The organism is Rhizobium sp. RU20A, from assembly GCF_900155885.1.
Classification (GTDB): Bacteria; Pseudomonadota; Alphaproteobacteria; order Rhizobiales; family Rhizobiaceae; genus RU20A.
In genome coordinates, this window is the sequence record NZ_FTMB01000001.1 from 741948 (window position 1) to 761809 (window position 19862).

The window sequence follows — 19862 nt, forward strand, 5'->3', positions numbered from 1 at the left end:
GACCGGGCCAAGGCGGGCTTTCAAGCGTGAAGAACGGATTAACGCGTGCTTGAGCGACACATCCATAAATCTCTACGGATTGACGGAACACTTCCGAAAGGAACGTGCCGTAGCCTGCCAGCAACATGACGGGAGCAGAGACTGCGGCGCCGTGCCTGCGTTCCGCATCAAGTCAGGATGACACATGAGCCTCACCTTTTCGAATTTCTGGAAAGACCGCGGCGGCAATTTCGCGATGCTTTTCGCTCTGACCGCGGTTCCCGTAGTGGGCGCGGCGGGCTTGTCGGTGGATTTTGCCCGCGTCCTCAAAGCCCAGTATGATCTGCGCGCCCAGGCTGATACGGCGGCGCTCGGCGTTCTCGCGGCCAATTCAGAAACCGTGAAGGCGGCCATGGCCATGAAGGGCGACGGCATCGTGGCGGTGGGCAGCGATGCCATGGCACGCCTTGCCAAGGGCCAGCGCGATGACAAGCCGGACGAACTCGGCCAGCAGATCATGCCCTTTACCGGAACCGTGACCAAGAACGGCCGAACCCTCACGGCCGAAATCTCCTATTCGCTGGAGATTCCGACGACGCTGCTGCGCATCCTCGGCAAGGATGCGATCACCGTCTCCGGCACGGCCTCGGCGCAGTTGCAGACGCAGTCCTTCATGGACTTCTACATGCTGCTCGACAACACCCCATCCATGGGGGTCGGCGCGACACCCGCTGATATCGACAAGCTGGTCAACGCGACGCCCGATCAGTGTGCCTTTGCCTGCCACATCGTCGACAACGGCAAGGACGACAAGAACAGCTACTACAACCTCGCCCGCAAGATCGGCGCCACCATCCGCATCGACGTCGTCGCGCAAGCGACCGCCTCGCTGATGGACGAGGCCAAGGCGCAGATGCAATTTGCCCAGCAGTTCCGCATGGCGGCCTATACGTTCGGCGAAAAGGCCGAGGATCTGAAGCTGCAGAAGGTGGCGTCCCTGACGAGCAACCTGACATCGGTCAAGAAGAAGACCGATTCCATCAAGCTGATGAGCATCCCCTACCAGGGCTACGACAACGACCAGCAGACCAGCTTCGACAACGCCCTGACGAAGATCAGCGCCGAGATCGGCAAGCCGGGCACGGGCGCCTCGACCAGCGACCGCGAGAAGATCGTCTTCTTCGTCAGCGACGGTGTCGGCGACAGCTACAAGCCCTCGACCTGCACCAAGAAGACGACCGGCGGCCGCTGCCAGGAGCCGATCGACATTACCTATTGCAAGGCGCTCAAGGATCGCGGCATCCGCATCGCGGTGCTCTACACCACCTACCTGCCGCTGCCGACCAATGGCTGGTACAATGACTGGATCAAGCCCTTCCAGGGTGAAATTGCCGGCCGCATGGAAGCCTGCGCCTCTCCCGGCCTGTTCTTCGAAGTCAGCCCGACCGAGGGCATCGACGCGGCGATGAAGGCCCTGTTCCACCGTGTCATCCAGAGCCCGCACCTCACCACGTGAGGCGGGCGACCGGCACTCTCCACCGAAAATGCAGCGAAGCCTGTGCCGGCAACCGCCGGCATTGTCGTTTGTGCACAAGGCGGCCGGAAGCGATCGGCGCCGCATGACGACGCACGAAAAGGCGGGTGCACCGCGTGCACCCGCCTGCCTGGTGTCAGGCTCCTGGCTTATTCATTCATTGCAATGGGTAAAGCGCCGCAATGCCGGAAACAGCCGGCACGCCTCAATGGGATGCAGGCCGATCAGACGAGACCGGCAGCCCAGACGCCGGCGCGGACGAGGCCATAAAGGCTGCCGGCGGCGACCGCGACCATGCCGAAGCAGACCACGGAGAAGGTGAGAAGCATCGCCCAGTTGCGACCGCCGCGACGCATGGTGCGCGTCACCAGCACCGGCTCGACGACAACGCGGCCGCGCGGGCGCGCCACGGTGGCCGGGGCGGGCTGGTGGATTATGGGTTCAGACACAGCACTTGCGAACGCCATCGGGCATCTCCGACACAGGAATGATGCCACTATAGGTGAGTTTTCAGCCCCTGTCAGAAGAAGTCCGAACCAGCCTTACCCTCCCCTTAACAGCCATCGGTAAAATCCGATCCATTCTCTGCATCCTGTTGTTTTGACTATTCTACTGCCTGACACCATCGCGAAGACGATAGCTCGGCTGATACATGGTGACGAGCTCTTCGGAGGCGGTCGGATGCACCGCCATGGTGCGGTCGAAATCGTCCTTGGTCACACCGGCCTTCAGTGCAATGCCGAGCAGCTGCGCCATCTCGCCGGCATCGTGGCCGAGAATATGGACGCCCAGCACCTTGCGCGTCTCGGCATCGACGACGATCTTCTGGATCGTCTTTTCCGTGCGGCCGGACAGCGTCGCCTTCATCGGCCGGAACTCGGCGCGGAACACATCGACCGCCGGATATGTCTTGACGGCGTCCTCTTCGGAGAGGCCGACCGTGCCGATCTCGGGCTGCGAAAAGACGGCGGTGGCGATGAGGTCGTGGTCCGGCGAGGTGGGATTGTGCTTGTATTCGGTCTCGATGAAGCACATGGCCTCGTGGATCGCGACCGGCGTCAGTTGCACGCGGTCGGTGACGTCGCCGAGCGCATAGACGCCGGCCGCACTGGTGCGCGAGAAGGCATCGACGCGGATCGCGCCGCGATCGTCGGTGTTGACGCCGGCCGCTTCGAGCCCGAGGCCGGCGGTGTTGGGCACGCGGCCCGTCGCCAGCATCACCTGATCGACCACCATCTGGCCGTTCTGGCCGGTCTCGACCAGGCGCCGTCCCTCGCCGTCCACCGTCACAGCGGTGATGACGTCGCCGAGAATCATCTTGATGCCCTTGGCCTGCATCGCCGCCATCAACCCGCGCCGCATATCGCCGTCGAACCGCGACAGCAGCTCCGCGCCGCGATAGATCAGCGTCGTCTCGACGCCGAGGCCATGGAAGATATTGGCGAACTCGACCGCGATATAGCCGCCGCCGGAAATCAGGATGGACTTGGGCAGGCTTTTGAGATCGAAGGCCTCGTTGGAGCTGATGCAGTGCTCGGCCCCGACAAGCCCGGCCGGCGCCTGCGGCCGCGCGCCGACGGCGATCACGATCCGCTCGGCCGTGACGGTGCGCCCGTCCGCCAGAAGCCGGACCGTATTGGCATCCAAAAGTTCCGCCCGGCTCTCGACGATCTCGGCGCCGGCATTGTCGAGACCCTTGCGATAGAGGCCTTCGAGCCGCGTGATCTCCTTCTCCTTGGCGGCAACCAGCGTCTCCCAGGAGAAGCTGCGCGCGCCGACCGTCCAGCCAAAGCCTTCCGCATCCTCGAAATGCTCGGGAAACTGCGAGGCATAGACATAGAGCTTCTTCGGCACGCAGCCCCGGATCACGCAGGTCCCGCCAAACCGGAACTCCTCGGCAATGGCCACCTTCTTGCCCATCGACGCCGCCAGCCGGGCACTGCGCACCCCGCCCGACCCGCCGCCGATCACGAAGAGATCATAATCCCTGCCCGCCATGCTCAATCCCTCACGAAAACCCCGGACTGAAAGCGAGAACCGCCGCCGGACAAAGATGGGACCGCCGGAGATGACGGCCGATGCGGCAGATATAGGGTATCGGGGGCGGGTGTGGGAAGGGTGGTGCGTGTGGCAGATGGTGGCCAGCGCCGCTGAGCCCATCAAAAAACCCGGCCGACACGCATCGACCGGGTTTAGGAATGTCTATTGCGCGGCAGGGCTTACTGCTGCGGCTGCGCGTCCGGGGTGGCGACGGGCATGTCGGCGGCGCCCTGGGCGGGGGTTTCCGAGCCGATCTTTTCGTCCAGCGACTTGGTGGCTTCCTGGCTGAGGTCGCGGGAGATGCCGGCGGCCCAGATGTCGGCGGCCTTCAGGAGTTCGCGGGACGCGATCGGGCCGTTGTTGAGGAGCTTCTTGCCGGCTTCGGAATTGTAGAAGGCGGAGATGGCGTTCAGCTCGTCGACCGTGAAGGTCTTGGCGTAGATGGTCGCAGCCTCGTTTTCGAGGTCGGCGCGGCGGGCGGCGAGCGCAAGCGCCTTTTCATCGACGGTGGCGGTGATCAGGTCCTGATGGTTCGGCGAGGCCTGGATCAGCGTGTTCTTCAGCCGCTCGGCAAGGTTCGGCAGGATATTGTCGAAGCTGTTGGTGACGCCAAGCGCAGTGATGGTGGCGCGGGCCGCCTTCAGCTGCTCTTCCGTCACTTCCTGGGCGCGCACGGCGGGCGCCGCGAGCGCGGCGAGAAGGGCGGCGGTGGCGAGAACCTTCCCGAAGCCGGAAATCTTGTTCATCGTGTCATTGCTCCTGTCTGTTGGCGACCGCGCCGGAAGACCGGGGGCCGGACGTCTATCGGCGGCGGGCCGGGTTCGGCCCCCCGCTTGTCTTGGGTGGCCTTCAGGCCGAAAGCGTGCGGGCGCCATCCGGGCCGGCAATGATCGCAAGCGAGGCAATGCCGATGAATAGGCCGTGCTCGACCACGCCGGGAATGAAATTGAGCGCACTTGCGAGCGCTTCTGGATCAGGAATACGGCCAAAAGATGCATCGAGAATGAGATGGCCGCCATCCGTCATGAAGGGGCCATCGCCGCCCTCGCGCACCACGATCTCGCCGGAAAGTCCCAGACGCGCCGCGGTCTTCTCCACCGCCTTGCGGGTCGCCACGAGGCCGAACGCATTCACCTCGATCGGCAGCTTGAAGGCGCCGAGCGTATCGACGACCTTGGTCTCGTCGGCAATCACGATCATGCGCGCCGAGGCGGCTGCGACGATCTTCTCGCGCAGCAGCGCGCCGCCACCGCCCTTGATGAGGCGAAGCTTGCCATCAACCTCGTCGGCGCCGTCGATGGTGAGGTCGAGTTCGGGCAGCTCGTCGAGCGACTTCAGGCTGATGCCGAGTTCGAGGCAGAGCCGCGCCGTGCGCTCGGAGGTCGGCACGCCTTCGATGCGCATGCCCCCCGCCACCTTCTCGGCCAGAAGACGGACAAATTCTTCCGCCGTCGATCCGGTGCCGATACCAAGCCGCATGCCGTCCTCGACATGGGAAAGCGCCGCCTCGGCGGCCTTGATCTTCATCTGACGGGCGTCCATCGCGCCGTTCGCTCCCGTTGTTTCCTGTTTCCGGATCGTCGGCGCCCGTGAGGCGCGGCCCGGATTGCGTCTGGACGTTTACACGCTGGCCGGAGCAAACGAAAGTGCAAATGAAAGCGCGGCCCCGCGCGAAAACGGCTTGCACACAGGCGCGGGGGCTATATCCATCGTGCCAGACCTTCTCGCCCGGAGCCCCTGCCCGATGTCCTCAGCCTCTTCTGCCGCCGCCCCTCGCCCGCTCGTCGTCTTCGATCTCGACGGCACGCTGATCGATACGGCGCCCGATCTCGTCGCCAGCACCAATCATTCGATAGCCGGCGAAGGACTGGAGCCAGTGACCCGGGACGAGCTGAACATCGCCTTCAGCCACGGCTCGCGGGCGATGATCACGCGGGCCTTTGCGCTGCGCGACCGGGCGCTTTCGACCGACACGCTCGACCGGCTTCAGGCGATCTTCCTTGAGCACTATACCAGCCAGATGCCGGGCGCATCGCGTCCCTTTCCCGGCCTGATCGAGGCGCTCGACCGTCTCGACGCGGCGGGGATCGCGGCCGCCGTCTGCACCAACAAGCTGGAGGGACCGGCGCGGCGGCTGCTTGAAGCGCTGGATCTCACGAAGCATTTCGCGGCGATCACCGGCGCCGATACCTTCCCCGTCCGCAAGCCGCATGCCGACCATCTCCTCGGCACCATCCGGCTGGCCGGCGGCACGCCGGAGACGACGGTGATGGTGGGCGACAGCGTGAACGACATGCTGGTCGCGCGCAATGCCGGCGTCGCCGCGCTTGGCGTGCCCTTCGGCTACACGGACGTCCACATCAGCGAACTGTCGCCCGATCATGTCATTGACCACTATGATGAACTCGATGCCGCGCTGTTTGAGCGGTTGACGGGGCGGTGAGGCGACACGTTGCGGTGGGGGGTGTTTGGTTGTAGGTCAGGCCCAACACGGGCTGCACCGCACCGGCGGACCCGCCCTCTCGACCGCCGTCATTCTCGGGCTTGACCCGAGAATCCACCGGCACCCGATACGCTCGCGGCGTGGATCCTCGGGTCAAGCCCGAGGATGACGGATGCGGTGAGCCGTGAGCCGATCGAGGAACTGCAACGAGGCCACACGCATGCTGCAGATCCCGGCAGCCGAACGCAGCAAGGACATCCTATGACCGACCAGACCAGACCGACCGAACTGCGCGTTTCCAAGGACCGCCACACCCTGACGGTGACCTTTGCCGATGGCGCGCACTTTGCGCTGCCGGCCGAGATGATGCGGGTGCTGTCGCCGTCGGCCGAGGTGCAGGGCCATGGTCCAGGCCAGAAGGTGACGGTGCCCGGCAAGCGCGACGTGGCGATCCTGACGGTGACGCCGACCGGAAACTATGCCGTGCGCATCGGCTTTGACGACATGCACGACAGCGGCATCTTCACCTGGTCCTATCTGCGCACGCTGGGAGAAACCGGTGCGGACCTCTTCGCCGCCTATGAGCAGGAGCTCGCCGACAAGGGCATGAGCCGGGACAGGGCCGAGCGGCCGCGGTAAAGCGGCGAGCCGGGCGCCCGACCCCTCAGGCCACCTTCTCACCGAGGGGGAGAAGGGTCAGCAGCAGGCCCGCTCAGCCCTCCTCGCCCGCCTGTTCGGCAAGCAGCAGGGCGATGACGCGCTGCATGGAGCGGGCCACCGCCTCGCAATCCTCGACCGGCGCCGTGCCCAGCATCTTCTCGATCAGCGCCGTCTGGATCACCATCGCCTCCTGCGTCAGCCCGCGGCCGGTCTCCGTCAGAAAGAGCCGCAGCACACGCCGATCCTTCTCGTCGCCGCGCCGCTCGATGAGGCCGCGCTTTTCGAGCTGCGGCAGGAGCATGCTCATATTGGACCGGCCGACCAGCAGCTTGCGGGCCAGCGCCTGCTGCGAAATGCCCTCGAAGCGGTAGAGATTGACGAGAATGTCGAGATGCGGCGGCTTGATGTCGAGCGGCGCCAGCGACCTTGCGAGCGACTGCTGCATCAGCTGGCAGGCCTGGCCGATCGAGATCCAGCTGGAAAAGCGTGGATGATCCCATGGAACGGTTGGAGCGGCGGCAGCGGTCTGCGGCGCGCTCCCGGCGACGGCATCGTCAGAAGAGACTTGCACTTTGTTCAAGGTTGGCCTTTATTGTTCAAGATTGAACAGAAATCGGACCCCCACTATGGCATCCTTTAGCCTAGCCGTCATCCGTCACCTCATCGGCGCGGTGCAGACCGTTTCGCCGGCCGCCGCCGCCCGCCTTGGCCTCGCGGTCTTTTCGCTCGCCCCGCCCAAGGCGCCGCGCCGGGCGAAGGAGAAACAGGTCTTTGCCGCCGCGCAGGGCGTGATGGCGCGGGCAAAGCGCGAGATCCTTCCCTTTGAAGGCGGCGCGGCGCTCGCGCACCTTTTCCCGGCCGTGACGCCGCAGCCGCAGCGCCGCATTCTCGTCACCCATGGCTGGGGCTCGCGCATCGACTACATGACGGCACTGATCGACGCGTTGACGGCTGGTGGCGCCGAGGTCGTGGCGCTCGACTGGCCGGGCCATGGCGGCGCCTCCGGGCGGTTCCTGACGATGATCGAGGCGGTGAAGGCGATCGATGCCGCCTGGCGCCGCTACGGGCCCTTTGACGCCGGCGTCGGCCATTCCTTCGGCGGGGCCGCCCAGGCGGTTGCCGCCGGTGGCGTGCTCCGCGGTCTGCCGGTCCACCGGCCCAGCGCCCTCGTCACCATCGGCTCGCCGAGCGAGATGCGCTGGCTCTTCACCGATTTCGGCAAGCTGATGCGGCTGAAGCCGCAGACGCAGCGCGCCATGGAGGCGATTGTCGAACGCCGCGCCGGCCGCTCGCTCGACGGTTTCTCTGCCGCCGAGATGCTGGCCGGCGCCGACCTTTCCATGCTGATCGTCCATGCCGAGGACGACAAGGAAGTCGCCGCCCACCACGCCCGCGCCTATGGGGAAGCGGTGCCGGGCGCCGACCTCTTCTGGGCCAACGGCTACGGCCACCGCCGCATCGTCTCCGCAGCCCCCGTGCTGGCGCGGATCGTCGGCTTCGTGGCTGAGGTGGAGAAGCGGCAGGCGGCGTGAGGATCAGTCATGACGACAGCTGAGTGGTCGTGCGAGGGATGGCGCAAGCCTATCACGTCCGTCATTCCGGCCTTGAGCCGGAATCCAGCCGACGTGCGTATCCACGTCGAAAATGTCATTCATCCCAAGGACTTGGGCTGGCTGGTTTCCGGCTCACAGCCGGAATGACGGGAAAAGAGGGTGCCCCACCCTCCACGTCGTCCTCGGGCTAGCCCCGAGGACCCATGCGGCCCTCTGCGCCCTTGGCGACGAATCCTTGGCTCGGGGGCCGAAGATAACGGAGGGTGAGGCCACCGCCGCTTTTCCACCTTCACGTCGGGATTTGCGAACAAAACCGGGGATGGCGGAAGGCCGCCCACCCTCAGTCTTCCCAGTCCTCCCGCACCGGCTTCGGACCGTTGCCGAGCTTGCGGTCGAGATCGGCGGCCTGGGTTTCGGAAAGCGTGAGGTCGAGCGTTACCGAGCCGTCCTCATTGTCCTCGCGCGCCGTCACGTCCGCATTGGCGTAGACCCAGGAAAGCAGGCCGAGTTGATCGACCGGCAGGGTGATGGTCGTTTCCGTGGCAAGGCCGGAGAGGCGGCGGGTGATTTCGGAAAGCAGCGGCTCGACGCCCTCGCCCGTGATCGCCGAGATCGCCATGACGTCCGATCGGCCGCTGGCGCGTTCGGCAAGCGCGTCGTGGGCTTCCGGGCCGAGCGCGTCGATCTTGTTCCAGACCTCGATGATCCGCTCGGAGGCTTCCTTCTCGTCGATGCCGAGATCGGCAAGGATGCGCGTCACATCCGCAGCCTGGGCGGCATTGTCGGGGTCGGAGAGATCGCGCACGTGGAGGATCAGGTCCGCTTCAAGCACCTCTTCGAGCGTGGCACGGAAGGCGGCGACGAGGTGGGTGGGCAGGTTGGAGATGAAACCCACCGTATCGGAGAGGATCACCATGCGGCCCTGCGGCAACTTGATGCGGCGCAGCGTCGGGTCGAGCGTGGCGAACAGCATGTCCTCGGCCAGCACCCCTGCCCCGGTGATCCGGTTGAAGAGCGTCGATTTGCCGGCATTGGTGTAGCCGACCAGCGCCACGATCGGATGCGGCACCTTGCGGCGCTTGGCGCGGTGCAGCTGGCGGGTGCGGCGCACCTGTTCGAGCTCGCGCTCCAGCCGGACGATGCGGTCCTGCAAGAGGCGCCGGTCGGCCTCGATCTGCGTTTCGCCGGGACCGCCCATGAAGCCCGCGCCGCCGCGCTGGCGCTCAAGGTGGGTCCAGCTGCGCACGAGGCGGCCGCGCTGGTAGTTGAGATGGGCAAGCTCGACCTGCAGCGTGCCTTCCTTGGTGGAGGCGCGGCGGCCGAAGATTTCGAGGATGAGGCCGGTGCGGTCGATGACCTTGGCGTTCCACTCGCGCTCCAGATTGCGCTGCTGGACGGGCGTCAGCGGATGATCGACGATGACGAGGCCGGCATCCATCTCGACCAGCGCCCGGCCGATCTCCTCGATCTTGCCGGTGCCGAGCAGCGTGCCGGGCTTGGGCTGGGCGACCGGCACCACGGCGCGCCAGACGACCTCGAGATCGATGGCGAGTGCGAGACCGACGGCTTCTTCGAGCCGGCTTTCGTCCGTCCGCTCGGGCGCGGCGACCGTCTCGGTGTTGCGCCGGTCGGCTTTCAGGACCGGCACGATGACGGCGGCGCGCATGTCGTCGCGCCGCGTCTCGAGTTCCGGAATGATGGATGTGTGTTTCTTCGGATGCTTGGTAATGGGATCAGACCGTCAGGATGCGCTGTCTTCGCTCTCGAACATCTGCATGGGCTGGCCCGGCATGATGGTCGAGATGGCGTGCTTGTAGACGAGCTGGGAATGCCCGTCGCGGCGCAGGAGCACGCAGAAATTGTCGAATGACGTGACGACCCCCGTCAGTTTCACGCCGTTGATGAGAAAAATGGTCAGGGAAATCTTCTGCTTGCGAACCGTATTGAGAAAAAGATCCTGCAGGTTCTGAGAACGTTCCGCCATGGCGCCGCTTCTTTCTTATTGTCCGACTGGCAGCCGGTATGGTCAACAAATAATCATTGCGTGGAGACCAGACAAGATTCCCCCCGCCTCTCCAGCGGTTTTGGTATCAAATCGGTTTGGCTTCCGCAATGTCGAAAACCGTCGCGCAAAGCCGCGCGCCCGTCGTCGCAAGGCGTTCTCGGCCCCGATGCGGCTCAGAAATACTGGATGCTGACGCGGAAAAGCTGCTCGACATGGCGCACCGCGTCCTGGCTGGCGAAGAGCACGACCCGGTCGCGCGTGCGGATGCGCGTTTCCCCGTCCGGCCGGATCACCTTGCCGTCGCGGTAGAGGGCGCCGATGCGGATGCCGTCGGGCAATTCCAGATCGCGCAGGCACTGGCCGACGAGCGGCGAGGTATCGAGCGCTTCGGCCTCGATCACTTCCGCATTGCCCTGCTGCACGGAATAGACCGCGCGGATGCGGCCCTTGCGCATCTGTTGCAGGATGCGGGAGATGGTGACGGCGCGCGGATTGATGGTGGCGTCGATGCCCGCATCGTCGGAAAAGTCGTGATAGGCGGGGTCGTTGATGAGCACGAGGCTCGCCTTTGCCCCGAGACGCTTGGCCATCATGGAACCCAGAATATTGATCTGGTCGTTGTTGGTCAGCGCCACCACCAGGTCCGCGTCGGCGATGTCGGCGCGCTGCAGGAGTTTCTGATCGAGGCCGGAGCCGTTGAGAACGACGGTGGAGCGCAATTCATCGGCGATCTGCAATGCCCGCTCGCGGCTCGCCTCGACGATCTTCAGCCGGGTTTTCGGCTGGTGCTTCTCGATCATCTGCGCCACGTAGAAACCGATATTGCCGCCGCCGAGAATGACGATGCTGCCCGCCTCCTGCTCCTCATGGCCGAAGAGCGACAGTGTGCGGCGGATGTGATCGCGCTGGCACACGACATAGGCGACGTCGCCGGTCAGCAGATGATCGCCGGACTGCGGAATGATCAGCGTTCCGCCGCGCGAAATGCCGACCACGGTCGCCATGAGATCCGGGAAAAGCTCGGACAGCTGGCGTAGCGGCGTATCCACCACCGGGCAGTCTTCCATGCACTCGATCGCGACCATGGCGATGTGATCGTCGGCAAAGCGCACGACATCGGTGGCGCCCGGAAAGGCGATGCGCCGCAACACCATCTTGCCGACCTCGATCTCCGGCGAGATGGTGACGTCGATGGGCATGTTGTCGCGCGAGAAGAGATCGGAATATTCCGGCTTCAGATAGTTCTGCGCGCGGATGCGGGCGATCTTGGTCGGCACGTTGAAGAGCGAATGGGCCACCTGGCAGGCGACCATGTTGATCTCGTCATAGAGCGTGACGGCGATGATCATGTCGGCCTGATCGGCGCCGGCTTTCGCCAGCACATCCGGATGGGCGCCGTGGCCGACGATGCCGCGCACATCCAGCGTATCCGTCATCTTGGTGATGAGGCTGGCGGCCGTGTCGATGACGCCGACATCGTTGTCTTCCTGCGAGAGGCGCTCGGCGATCCCGTAACCGACCTGGCCGGCGCCGCAGATGATGACTTTCATGGAACCGTTCCGCTATCGGGAAGGAGGGAGGGAAAAAGCGCCCGGAGATCAGACCCCGAGCGACTTCAGCTTGCGGTGCAGCGCCGAGCGCTCCATGCCGACGAATTCCGCCGTGCGCGAGATATTGCCGCCGAAGCGGTTGATCTGCGCGATGAGATAGTCGCGCTCGAACATTTCGCGCGCCTCGCGCAGCGGCAGCGTCATGATGTGCTGGTCGCCCTGCACGGAAATCTTCGGCAGCGTATCGCCGACCTCGCTCGGCAGCATGTCGGCACTGATCGGCGTATCCGGGCCGTCGCTGCGGGCGAGAATCATCAGCCGCTCGATATTGTTGCGCAACTGGCGGATATTGCCCGGCCAGCCATGGGCCTGAAGAACCGCGAGCGCATCCTCGCCGATCTTGCGGGCGCGGATACCGGCCTGCTCGCTGATCTGGCGCATGAACATGTCGACGAGGAAGGGAATGTCCTCGCGCCGCTCGGCAAGCGCCGGAACGCGGACCGGGATCACGGCGAGACGATGGAACAGATCCTCGCGAAAGGCGCCCTCGGCGATCAGGCTTTCGAGATTGTAGGCGGTGGAGGAGATGATGCGCACATCGACCTTGACCCGCTTGGAGCCGCCGACGCGCTCGAACTGCTGGTCGACCAGCACGCGCAGGATCTTGTTCTGCGTGTCGCGCGGCATGTCGCCGACTTCGTCGAGATAGAGAATGCCGCCATGGGCCTCTTCCAGTGCCCCGATCTTGCGCGGCTGGCCGGAGGTGCCCTCCGTGCCGAACAGCGCCATCTCCATGCGCTCCGGCGTGATGGCCGCCGCATTCAGCACCACGAAGGGGCCAGTGGCGCGGGTGGACTTGCGGTGGATCATCCGCGCCACCAGCTCCTTGCCGGAGCCGGAGGGGCCGTTGATCATCACGCGGCTGTTGGTGGGCGCGACGCGATCAATGGTCTGGCGCAGCTGCGAGACAGCGACGGAGGTGCCGATCAGTTCGACCGGATCGCCGGAGCGCTTTTTCAGCTCGGACACCTCCCGCTTCAGCTTCGAGGTCTCCAGTGCCCGCTCGGCGATCAGGATCAGGCGGTCGGCCTTGAAGGGCTTCTCGATGAAATCATAGGCGCCGCGCCGGATGGCGGAGACGGCCGTCTCGATATTGCCGTGGCCGGAGATCATCACCACGGGCAGGTCCGGATGGCGCGTCTTGATCTCGTCGAGCAGCGCCAGACCGTCGAGCTTGCTGCCCTGCATCCAGATGTCGAGGAAGACGAGCCGCGGCAGGCGGTCGTTGATGGCCGCCAGCGCGCTGTCGCTGTCATGCGCGGTGCGGGTCTCGTGGCCCTCGTCAGACAGGATGCCCGAGACGATGTCGCGGATATCCGCCTCGTCATCCACCACCAGAATGTCAGCCGCCATAGGTCTTTTCCTTATTGTTCACGGTCTTGTCCGCCGCCGCCCCGGCATCTTTGGCATCGGCATCGTTGCCGTCGACCTGGGCGCGGGGAAGGATGATGCGGATCATGGCCCCGACCCCGCCGTCGAAATCGGCGGGGGCATCATGCAGCTCGAGATGGCCGCCATGGTCCTCGATGATCTTCTTGACGATGGCGAGGCCAAGCCCGGTGCCCTTGTCGCGCATCGTCATGTAGGGCTCGAGAATGCGATGACGATTTTCGGTCGGCAGGCCCTTGCCGTTGTCGATGACGTCGACGACGAAGCCCGTATCCTGCTCGTTCGCCCGCGCCCGCACGAAAACCTTGCGCTCGGCGCGCACCGCATCCGGCGGCAGCGCCTCGATGGCCTCGACCGCGTTCTTGACGATGTTGCCGAAGGCCTGGCCGAGCATGCGCGCGTCGAAGGCGCCGACCAGCGGCTCGTCGCCGAAATCCCGCAGGAAGGTGACGTCGCTGCTGCCCATTTCGCGCAGGAACACGGCATCCTTGAGAATGTCGCGCAGATCCGCCCGCTCCTTGGAGGGTTTGGGCATGCGCGCGAATGAGGAGAACTCGTCCACCATGCGGCCGATATCTTCCACCTGCCGCACGATCGTGTCCGTACACTGGTCGAAGACGGCCCGATCGCCCTCCTCGATCTGCCGGCCATAGCGCCGCTTCAGACGTTCGGCCGAGAGCTGGATCGGCGTCAGCGGGTTCTTGATCTCGTGGGCGATGCGCCGCGCCACATCCGCCCAGGCGGTGGAACGCTGGGCGATGACGAGATCCGTGATATCGTCGATGGTGATGACGTAGCTGTCCTTGGCGTCGTGCGATTCCTCGCGCGTCACCTGCACGTTCAGCGTCCGCTCCTTGCCGCCGCGCATGATGTTGATCTGCTGGCGATGCTCGGGCCGGTGGCGCGCCGCCGCCTCCGTCAGCACCGCATCGATCTCGGGAGCCACATCGATCAGCCGCTCGCCGACGATATCGAGGGCATTCTTGGCGAGGAAGGCTTCGGTGGACGGGTTGGCGATCGAGATGCGCCGGTCTTCCTCGACGCCGATGACGGCGGCCGTGACGCCCGACAGCACCGCCTCGATGAAGCGGCGGCGATCATCCATCTCGTCCTTCGCCTCCATCAGCTGGTCGCGCTGGGTGCGGATCTCGGCGATCATCTTGTTGAATGTGCTCGAAAGGCTCGCCACGTCCCCATCGACGGCCCGCACGGGAACGACCACGCCGAGATCGCCGGAGGCGACCGAATCGGCAGCGCTGATCAGAAGCCGGATCGGCCGGACGATGCGGTCGGCAACCGCAATCGCGGTCCAGATCGCGGCAAGCAGCACGATCAGCGCAAAACCGAGATAAAGAACGCCAAAGGCGAGCTGCAGCGAGGTGCGTCCCGCCTGCAGGGACTGGTATTCGGCGGTGTTCTCCTCCATCAGCCGCATCGCATCCATCACCTCGGGATCGACCGTGCGCACGGTGTAGAGATAGGTCCCGGGGATGTTGGAGAGCGGAATGACAGCGCCGACGAGGTTGGTGATGCCGGGCGGAATGAGGGTCGGCTGTCCCGCCACCGTGCTTTTCAGCGCGTCGGTCGGGATGGCCGGCAGCGGCCGATCGGTCGGAATGTTGGCCTGCACGATGGCGCTGCCGTCCGCCCGGACCAGAAAGGCGCCGAGCATGCCGCGCCCGCGCGCCTGGCGCGTCATCAGTTCGATGAAGCCGGTGCGATCCAGGCTGTAGAGCTGGCGGTTGCGATCGAGATCGCTGGCCATCGAGGCGGTCTGGCCCTGCAGATAGCTTGCATTTTCGAGCACATAGGCCTTGGCGACATTCAGCGACGACTGCACGATCGACTGGGTGCGCAGCGAGAACCAGCGGTCGAGGCCGACATCGAGTGTGATCGAGGCGAAGATCGCCACCAGAATGGCGGGCGTGATCGCGACGATGGAAAACAGCGCGACGATGCGCACATGCAGGCGGGCGGCGGCGCGACCGCGCTTGCGGGCTTTCAGGAGCCGGGTGATTTCCCGGCCAATCAGGAAGATGAGGCCGACGACGAAGAGCGCATTGATCGCTGCGCAGGCGATGACGACATTGCGCTCCGGCCGGATCGGCGTCAGGCCGAGCAGGATCGGCAGCGAAACGATGGCGCAGGCCAGCGCCCCCGTGGCAAGCACGAGGCCGGGAAGCGCAAAGGATGCGCGGCGGTCCGCTACGATGACCGTCTCGCCATCGGCTCCAGACGGTATCGCCAGCCCGTCAGCCATTCACCCTGCACCTTCCCCTGCCATGCCGGGCGCCTTATGCGTCCGACGTCGTCCCTATGACGCTGTGCGCCCGTTTTCCTGAGCGCGCCACCCCAGCCGATCCCGCTTCCGCCATCGCATCGAAACCGACACGACACCGGAACCGGTCATCTGCAGGAAGCACGCGGGAAGCGGCCGCGGCTGCGAACCCCGTTGATCGCATCAACCAAGCCAATGTGGCGAAAATGCAACGCTTTGCGGGAGCAAGTCAAGCGGAGGGGGAAAGGTTGCCGGGTGATGGAGCTGGGCGACGCAATTGAAGCTGCACTGTTGGCCGGAACGGATTGCATCATGTTCACCGTCATTCCGGCCTTGGGCACCCGACACGATGGCATGATGCATCAGTCTTGCCTTGTGTCATTGAGGCGCGGACCTGTCCGTCCGCCTGACGGCCCATGAGGCTGAACCGCCCCTCCAGGTCATCCTCGGCCAACGCACCGAGGATCCACCGCCACAGCCGTAAATGATTGAAAAGATGGATCCTCGGGTCAAGCCCAAGGATGACGGTGGAGATGTTTTCGCCTTATGACAAGACATTCGCCCCCTCACCCGACGACGTTTGCCTCGCATCGCAAGGGAGGAAATCAGACGGGGCGCGTCTTGCTACGGCTCAAGGCCGCAAGGACGGATGGACGAGAAGCCCCTACCGAATACCGAGCCGCCCCTGCCGGCCCCGGTCACGCGCCGCGCGAGGAACGGTAGACGGAGACGCCGAGTTCGCGGATCTTCTTGCGCAGCGTGTTGCGATTGAGCCCGAGCAGGTCGGCCGCCTTGATCTGGTTGCCGCGCGTGGCGGTCAGGGCCGCGAGAATCAGCGGATATTCCATCTCGGCCAGCACCCGGTCGTAAAGGCCTGAGGGCGGCAGGCCGTCGCCGAAGCTTGCGAAATACTGGCGCATATTCTCTTCCACGGCCTGCGAGATCGTCAGCGCGCCGGCGCGGGCCGATGCCTTTTCGATCGGGCTGTCGGGAATGTCGGCGCGCAGCTCCGCCTCGATGATCTCGCGGGTGATCACATCCTGCGGATAGAGCGCGGTCAGCCGCCGCACGAGGTTTTCCAGCTCGCGCACATTGCCCGGCCAGGGATGCGTCTTCATGAGATCGAGCGCTTCCTGGTCGAAGCGCTTGACGTCGAGACCTTCCTTCTCCGCCTGCTGCACGAAGTGGCGCACGAGGTCGGGAATATCCTCCGCCCGGTCGCGCAGCGGCGGCAGGCGCAGCGGCACCACGTTGAGGCGATAGTAGAGGTCTTCGCGGAAGAGGCCTTGATTGATCGACTGCTTGAGGTCCTTGTTGGTGGCCGCGACGATGCGCACGTCCGAGCGGATCGGCGTGCGCCCGCCGACGGTCGTGTACTCGCCCTGCTGCAGGACGCGCAGGAGCCGCGTCTGCGCGTCCATCGGCATGTCGCCGATTTCATCGAGGAAGAGCGTGCCGCCCTCGGCCTGTTCGAAACGGCCGGTGGAGCGCTGCTGCGCGCCGGTGAAGGCGCCCTTCTCGTGACCGAAGAGCTCCGATTCGATCAGATCGCGCGGGATGGCGGCCATGTTGATGGCGACGAAGGGCCCGTTGCGGCGCTTGCCGTAATCGTGAAGCGCCCGGGCAACGAGCTCCTTGCCGGTGCCGGACTCGCCGGTGATCATCAGCGTCAGGTCCGTCTGCATGAGACGGGCGAGCACGCGGTAGATTTCCTGCATGGCGGCGGAGCGGCCGACCAGCGGCATGCCGTCCTGGCTGTCGTCGTCGAGCTTGGCCGGCCGGCGCTTCGGTTCGGCAAGCGCCCGGCCGATGATGGCGATGAGCTCGGTGAGGTCGAAGGGTTTGGGCAGGTAGTCGTAGGCGCCCTTCTCCGAGGCCTTGATGGCGGTCATGAAGGTGTTCTGGGCGCTCATGACGAGGACGGGCAGATCCGGCCGCGCCTTCTTGATGCGCGGCAGGAGATCGAAGGCGTTTTCGTCGGGCATGACGACGTCGGTGACGACGAGATCGCCGTCGCCGGCGGCGATCCAGCGCCAGAGCGTGGCGGCATTCGAGGTGATGCGCACCTCGTAGCCGGCGCGCGACAGCGCCTGGTTCAGAACGGTGCGGATGGCTGCGTCGTCGTCAGCAACGAGGATCGTGGCGCCAGTCATCAGGATGTGCCCTTTGTCGGAATGGGTCCGTCTTCGGGGGCCGTCAGCCCCTTGGAAGCCGGCATGAGAACGCGGAAAGTGGTGCGGTGGCCCTGGCTGTCGCATTCGACAATGCCGCCATGGCCGCCGATGATCTTGGCGACCAGCGCAAGGCCGAGGCCCGAGCCATTGGTCTTGGTGGTGATGAAGGGATCGAAAAGATGCGGCAGGAGGTCGGAGGGAACGCCGGGCCCATTGTCATGCACGCAGAATTCCAGCGGCAGCGAGACCTTTTCGCGCGTACCGGCGACCGACAGGCGAATGCCGGAGCGATAGGCCGTCGTCAGCATGATCTCGCCATCCGGCTTGTCGCCGATCGCTTCCGCCGCGTTCTTCACCAGATTGAGGAAGACCTGCACGAGTTGGTCCCGGTTGGCAAAGACCGGCGGCAGCGAGGGATCGTAATTTTCGGTGATCTTGATATGGCGCGCGAAGCCGGCCTTGGCGATCGCCTTCACATGGTCGAGCACGGAATGGATGTTGAGCGGCACACGGTCCACGGGCCGCTCGTCGGAAAAGACCTCCATGCGATCGACCAGCGAGACGATGCGGTCCGTCTCGTCGCAGATCAGCCGCGTCAGCGCCCGGTCCTCGTCATTGACGGAGGTTTCGAGCAACTGCGCCGCGCCACGAATGCCCGAGAGCGGGTTCTTGATCTCGTGCGCCAGCATGGAGGCAAGGCCGGTGACCGAACGCGCCGCGCCGCGATGGGTGAGCTGCCGGTCGATCTTGTCGGCCATGGACCGTTCCTGGAAGACGACGACCACGCAGCCCGCCGCGCCCGGGACCGGTGCCACGTAAAGATCCACCAGCTTGTCGGCGCCGAGCCGCGGCGAGGACAGATCGACGCGGTACTCGCTGACCGGCGCCAGCCGCTCGCGCACCTGGTCGATCAGCGTCAGGATCGGACTGCCGAAGGGAATGAAAGCCCGGATTTCATGGCGCGCCAGATAGTTGGCGCTGGCCCCGAAGAAGGATTCGGCCTCCCAGTTGGCGAAGACGACATGGCCGGTTTCGTTGACCATGATGACCGGGTTCTGGATGGCGTTGAGGACCGCGAGCGGCAGGGCGCTGGCGTCCTTGATGCCGTCGGGCAGCGGGCGTTTGCTGGTCATGCGGCCATCTCCCCCGTTGAGCCGGCAGGACGCGCCGAAAGAATCGCCGCCTCCACCCGCGCCAGAACCTCGGCCGGCACATCCGAGGTCATGATCGCCCCTTTTTCCTGGGGTGCAAGGTGGCCCGCATGGCGGTCGAGATACCAGCCGACATGCTTGCGGGCGTGACGCACCCCGCTTTTCTCGCCGTAGAAGTCCATCATGCCACGATAATGCGCCGAGAAGATCGCGGCGATGCCCGCCGCGTCTGGCTCCCGCGCCATGCCGGCGACGACGCCCGGATGCCAGGGGCGGCCCTGCGCGGCGCGCCCGATCATCACGGCATCGGCGCCGGAGCGGCGCAGGATCTCCTCGGCATCCGCGCGCGTATCGACATCGCCATTGGCGACGAGCGGAATGGTGAGCACGTCCCGGACGGCGCGGATCGCATCCCAGTCGGCCCGGCCGGTGTAGAACTGCATGCGCGTGCGGCCATGAACGGTAACCATGGCGACGCCGGCCTCTTCGGCGCGGCGGGCGATCAGCGGCGCATTGATGGACGTCTCGTCCCAGCCGAGCCGCATCTTGACGGTGACGGGGATCTTCACGGCCTTCACCGTCGCCTCGATCAGCGAGAGCGCGTGATCGGGATCGCGCATCAGCGCCGAGCCGGAATAGCCGCCAATGACCTTCTTGGCCGGACAGCCCATGTTGATATCGACGATATCGGCGCCGTTCGCCTCGCAGACCTTCGCCGCCTCCGCCATCCATCCGGCCTCGCGGCCGGCCAGCTGGACCATATGCGGCCTGCCACCGGCATGCTCCATGCGCAGGAAGGATTCGCGCGCCTTGCCGACGAGTTCGCGGCTCGCGACCATCTCGGTCACGACGAGCCCTGCGCCGTGCTCGAAGGCCAGCCGGCGGAACGGGACGTCGGTGACGCCCGACATGGGCGCCAGCACGACGCGATTGCGCACGGCGAGGTCGCCGATCACGAAGGAAGATGATAGAGTGGGACTCAGCAAATGCATATCTTTCAGGCAAGCCGCGCTCATGCATTATTTTTAGACAGATACGCGGGGGAT

The 19862-nt window shown here is 65.2% G+C and carries 18 protein-coding genes; 5 read left to right on the forward strand and 13 right to left on the reverse strand.

From position 1 onward, the window contains the following. The first annotated feature begins 184 nt into the window (after positions 1-184). On the forward strand, positions 185-1495 hold the full coding sequence (locus F3H41_RS03625) for a TadE/TadG family type IV pilus assembly protein (protein WP_149737182.1): 1311 nt from the start codon (positions 185-187) through the stop codon (positions 1493-1495). A gap of 242 nt (positions 1496-1737) precedes the next feature. Here the strand turns inward: F3H41_RS03625 and F3H41_RS03630 are convergent, their stop codons facing one another. The 4 genes from F3H41_RS03630 to rpiA all read right to left on the reverse strand — a co-directional run bounded on the left by F3H41_RS03630 (position 1738) and on the right by rpiA (position 5095). After that, the gene (locus tag F3H41_RS03630; RefSeq protein ID WP_149737183.1) at positions 1738-1980 is read right to left on the reverse strand and encodes a hypothetical protein; all 243 of its coding nucleotides are present in this window, start codon (positions 1978-1980) and stop codon (positions 1738-1740) included. Between the two features lie 142 nt (positions 1981-2122). After that, entirely contained in the window at positions 2123-3511 is a 1389-nt protein-coding gene (gene gor / locus F3H41_RS03635; protein WP_149737184.1) for a glutathione-disulfide reductase, read from the reverse strand. Positions 3512-3732: 221 nt separating this feature from the next. Next, complete coding sequence (locus F3H41_RS03640; RefSeq protein ID WP_149737185.1) at positions 3733-4299, reverse strand: DUF2059 domain-containing protein; 567 nt, start codon at positions 4297-4299, stop codon at positions 3733-3735. Positions 4300-4402: 103 nt separating this feature from the next. Beyond that, a complete protein-coding gene (gene rpiA / locus F3H41_RS03645; protein WP_149737186.1) occupies positions 4403-5095 on the reverse strand; it encodes a ribose-5-phosphate isomerase RpiA in 693 nt (230 codons plus the stop codon). A 202-nt stretch (positions 5096-5297) separates the two neighbouring features. Between rpiA and F3H41_RS03650 the strand changes: the two genes are divergently transcribed. Next, complete coding sequence (locus tag F3H41_RS03650; protein ID WP_149737187.1) at positions 5298-5996, forward strand: HAD family hydrolase; 699 nt, start codon at positions 5298-5300, stop codon at positions 5994-5996. Positions 5997-6257: 261 nt separating this feature from the next. Continuing rightward, the gene (locus F3H41_RS03655) at positions 6258-6635 is read left to right on the forward strand and encodes a DUF971 domain-containing protein (protein ID WP_149737188.1); all 378 of its coding nucleotides are present in this window, start codon (positions 6258-6260) and stop codon (positions 6633-6635) included. Between the two features lie 73 nt (positions 6636-6708). Here the strand turns inward: F3H41_RS03655 and F3H41_RS03660 are convergent, their stop codons facing one another. Further along, entirely contained in the window at positions 6709-7128 is a 420-nt protein-coding gene (locus F3H41_RS03660) for a MarR family transcriptional regulator (RefSeq protein ID WP_244616121.1), read from the reverse strand. 154 nt (positions 7129-7282) lie between these two features. Here F3H41_RS03660 and F3H41_RS03665 point away from each other — a divergent pair, with 154 nt between their 5' ends. Together F3H41_RS03665 and F3H41_RS21185 are read left to right on the forward strand one after the other, a co-directional pair. Continuing rightward, entirely contained in the window at positions 7283-8188 is a 906-nt protein-coding gene (locus tag F3H41_RS03665) for an alpha/beta hydrolase (RefSeq protein ID WP_149737189.1), read from the forward strand. 9 nt (positions 8189-8197) lie between these two features. Next, the gene (locus F3H41_RS21185; RefSeq protein WP_188129329.1) at positions 8198-8356 is read left to right on the forward strand and encodes a hypothetical protein; all 159 of its coding nucleotides are present in this window, start codon (positions 8198-8200) and stop codon (positions 8354-8356) included. A 193-nt stretch (positions 8357-8549) separates the two neighbouring features. Here the strand turns inward: F3H41_RS21185 and hflX are convergent, their stop codons facing one another. The 8 genes from hflX to dusB all read right to left on the reverse strand — a co-directional run bounded on the left by hflX (position 8550) and on the right by dusB (position 19832). After that, complete coding sequence (gene hflX, locus F3H41_RS03670; protein WP_244616065.1) at positions 8550-9875, reverse strand: GTPase HflX; 1326 nt, start codon at positions 9873-9875, stop codon at positions 8550-8552. 75 nt (positions 9876-9950) lie between these two features. Further along, entirely contained in the window at positions 9951-10193 is a 243-nt protein-coding gene (gene hfq, locus F3H41_RS03675; RefSeq protein WP_149737191.1) for an RNA chaperone Hfq, read from the reverse strand. 194 nt (positions 10194-10387) lie between these two features. Continuing rightward, the gene (trkA, locus tag F3H41_RS03680; protein ID WP_149737192.1) at positions 10388-11764 is read right to left on the reverse strand and encodes a Trk system potassium transporter TrkA; all 1377 of its coding nucleotides are present in this window, start codon (positions 11762-11764) and stop codon (positions 10388-10390) included. Positions 11765-11812: 48 nt separating this feature from the next. Beyond that, positions 11813-13177 carry a sigma-54 dependent transcriptional regulator gene (locus F3H41_RS03685; RefSeq protein WP_149737193.1) on the reverse strand — a complete coding sequence of 455 codons (1365 nt, stop codon included), beginning with the start codon at positions 13175-13177 and terminating at the stop codon, positions 11813-11815. After that, entirely contained in the window at positions 13167-15473 is a 2307-nt protein-coding gene (locus F3H41_RS03690) for a PAS domain-containing sensor histidine kinase (protein WP_149737194.1), read from the reverse strand. Before F3H41_RS03690 ends, F3H41_RS03685 begins: the two co-directional genes overlap by 11 nt. Before the next feature lie 716 nt (positions 15474-16189). Beyond that, entirely contained in the window at positions 16190-17644 is a 1455-nt protein-coding gene (gene ntrC, locus F3H41_RS03695) for a nitrogen regulation protein NR(I) (protein ID WP_149737195.1), read from the reverse strand. Continuing rightward, a complete protein-coding gene (locus tag F3H41_RS03700; RefSeq protein WP_149737196.1) occupies positions 17644-18798 on the reverse strand; it encodes a nitrogen regulation protein NR(II) in 1155 nt (384 codons plus the stop codon). Before F3H41_RS03700 ends, ntrC begins: the two co-directional genes overlap by 1 nt. Continuing rightward, complete coding sequence (dusB, locus tag F3H41_RS03705) at positions 18795-19832, reverse strand: tRNA dihydrouridine synthase DusB (protein ID WP_244616066.1); 1038 nt, start codon at positions 19830-19832, stop codon at positions 18795-18797. The genes F3H41_RS03700 and dusB overlap by 4 nt, the downstream gene beginning before the upstream one ends. Between the last annotated feature and the right edge of the window lie 30 nt (positions 19833-19862).

Coding starts and splice junctions, on each gene's coding strand:
- F3H41_RS03625 (WP_149737182.1), top strand. CDS start 185: ATGAGCCTCACCTTTTCGAATTTCTGGAAAGACCGCGGCGGCAATTTC.
- F3H41_RS03630 (WP_149737183.1), bottom strand. CDS start 1,980: ATGGCGTTCGCAAGTGCTGTGTCTGAACCCATAATCCACCAGCCCGCC.
- gor (WP_149737184.1), bottom strand. CDS start 3,511: ATGGCGGGCAGGGATTATGATCTCTTCGTGATCGGCGGCGGGTCGGGC.
- F3H41_RS03640 (WP_149737185.1), bottom strand. CDS start 4,299: ATGAACAAGATTTCCGGCTTCGGGAAGGTTCTCGCCACCGCCGCCCTT.
- rpiA (WP_149737186.1), bottom strand. CDS start 5,095: ATGGACGCCCGTCAGATGAAGATCAAGGCCGCCGAGGCGGCGCTTTCC.
- F3H41_RS03650 (WP_149737187.1), top strand. CDS start 5,298: ATGTCCTCAGCCTCTTCTGCCGCCGCCCCTCGCCCGCTCGTCGTCTTC.
- F3H41_RS03655 (WP_149737188.1), top strand. CDS start 6,258: ATGACCGACCAGACCAGACCGACCGAACTGCGCGTTTCCAAGGACCGC.
- F3H41_RS03665 (WP_149737189.1), top strand. CDS start 7,283: ATGGCATCCTTTAGCCTAGCCGTCATCCGTCACCTCATCGGCGCGGTG.
- F3H41_RS21185 (WP_188129329.1), top strand. CDS start 8,198: ATGACGACAGCTGAGTGGTCGTGCGAGGGATGGCGCAAGCCTATCACG.
- hflX (WP_244616065.1), bottom strand. CDS start 9,875: ATGCGCGCCGCCGTCATCGTGCCGGTCCTGAAAGCCGACCGGCGCAAC.
- hfq (WP_149737191.1), bottom strand. CDS start 10,193: ATGGCGGAACGTTCTCAGAACCTGCAGGATCTTTTTCTCAATACGGTT.
- trkA (WP_149737192.1), bottom strand. CDS start 11,764: ATGAAAGTCATCATCTGCGGCGCCGGCCAGGTCGGTTACGGGATCGCC.
- F3H41_RS03685 (WP_149737193.1), bottom strand. CDS start 13,177: ATGGCGGCTGACATTCTGGTGGTGGATGACGAGGCGGATATCCGCGAC.
- F3H41_RS03690 (WP_149737194.1), bottom strand. CDS start 15,473: ATGGCTGACGGGCTGGCGATACCGTCTGGAGCCGATGGCGAGACGGTC.
- ntrC (WP_149737195.1), bottom strand. CDS start 17,644: ATGACTGGCGCCACGATCCTCGTTGCTGACGACGACGCAGCCATCCGC.
- F3H41_RS03700 (WP_149737196.1), bottom strand. CDS start 18,798: ATGACCAGCAAACGCCCGCTGCCCGACGGCATCAAGGACGCCAGCGCC.
- dusB (WP_244616066.1), bottom strand. CDS start 19,832: ATGAGCGCGGCTTGCCTGAAAGATATGCATTTGCTGAGTCCCACTCTA.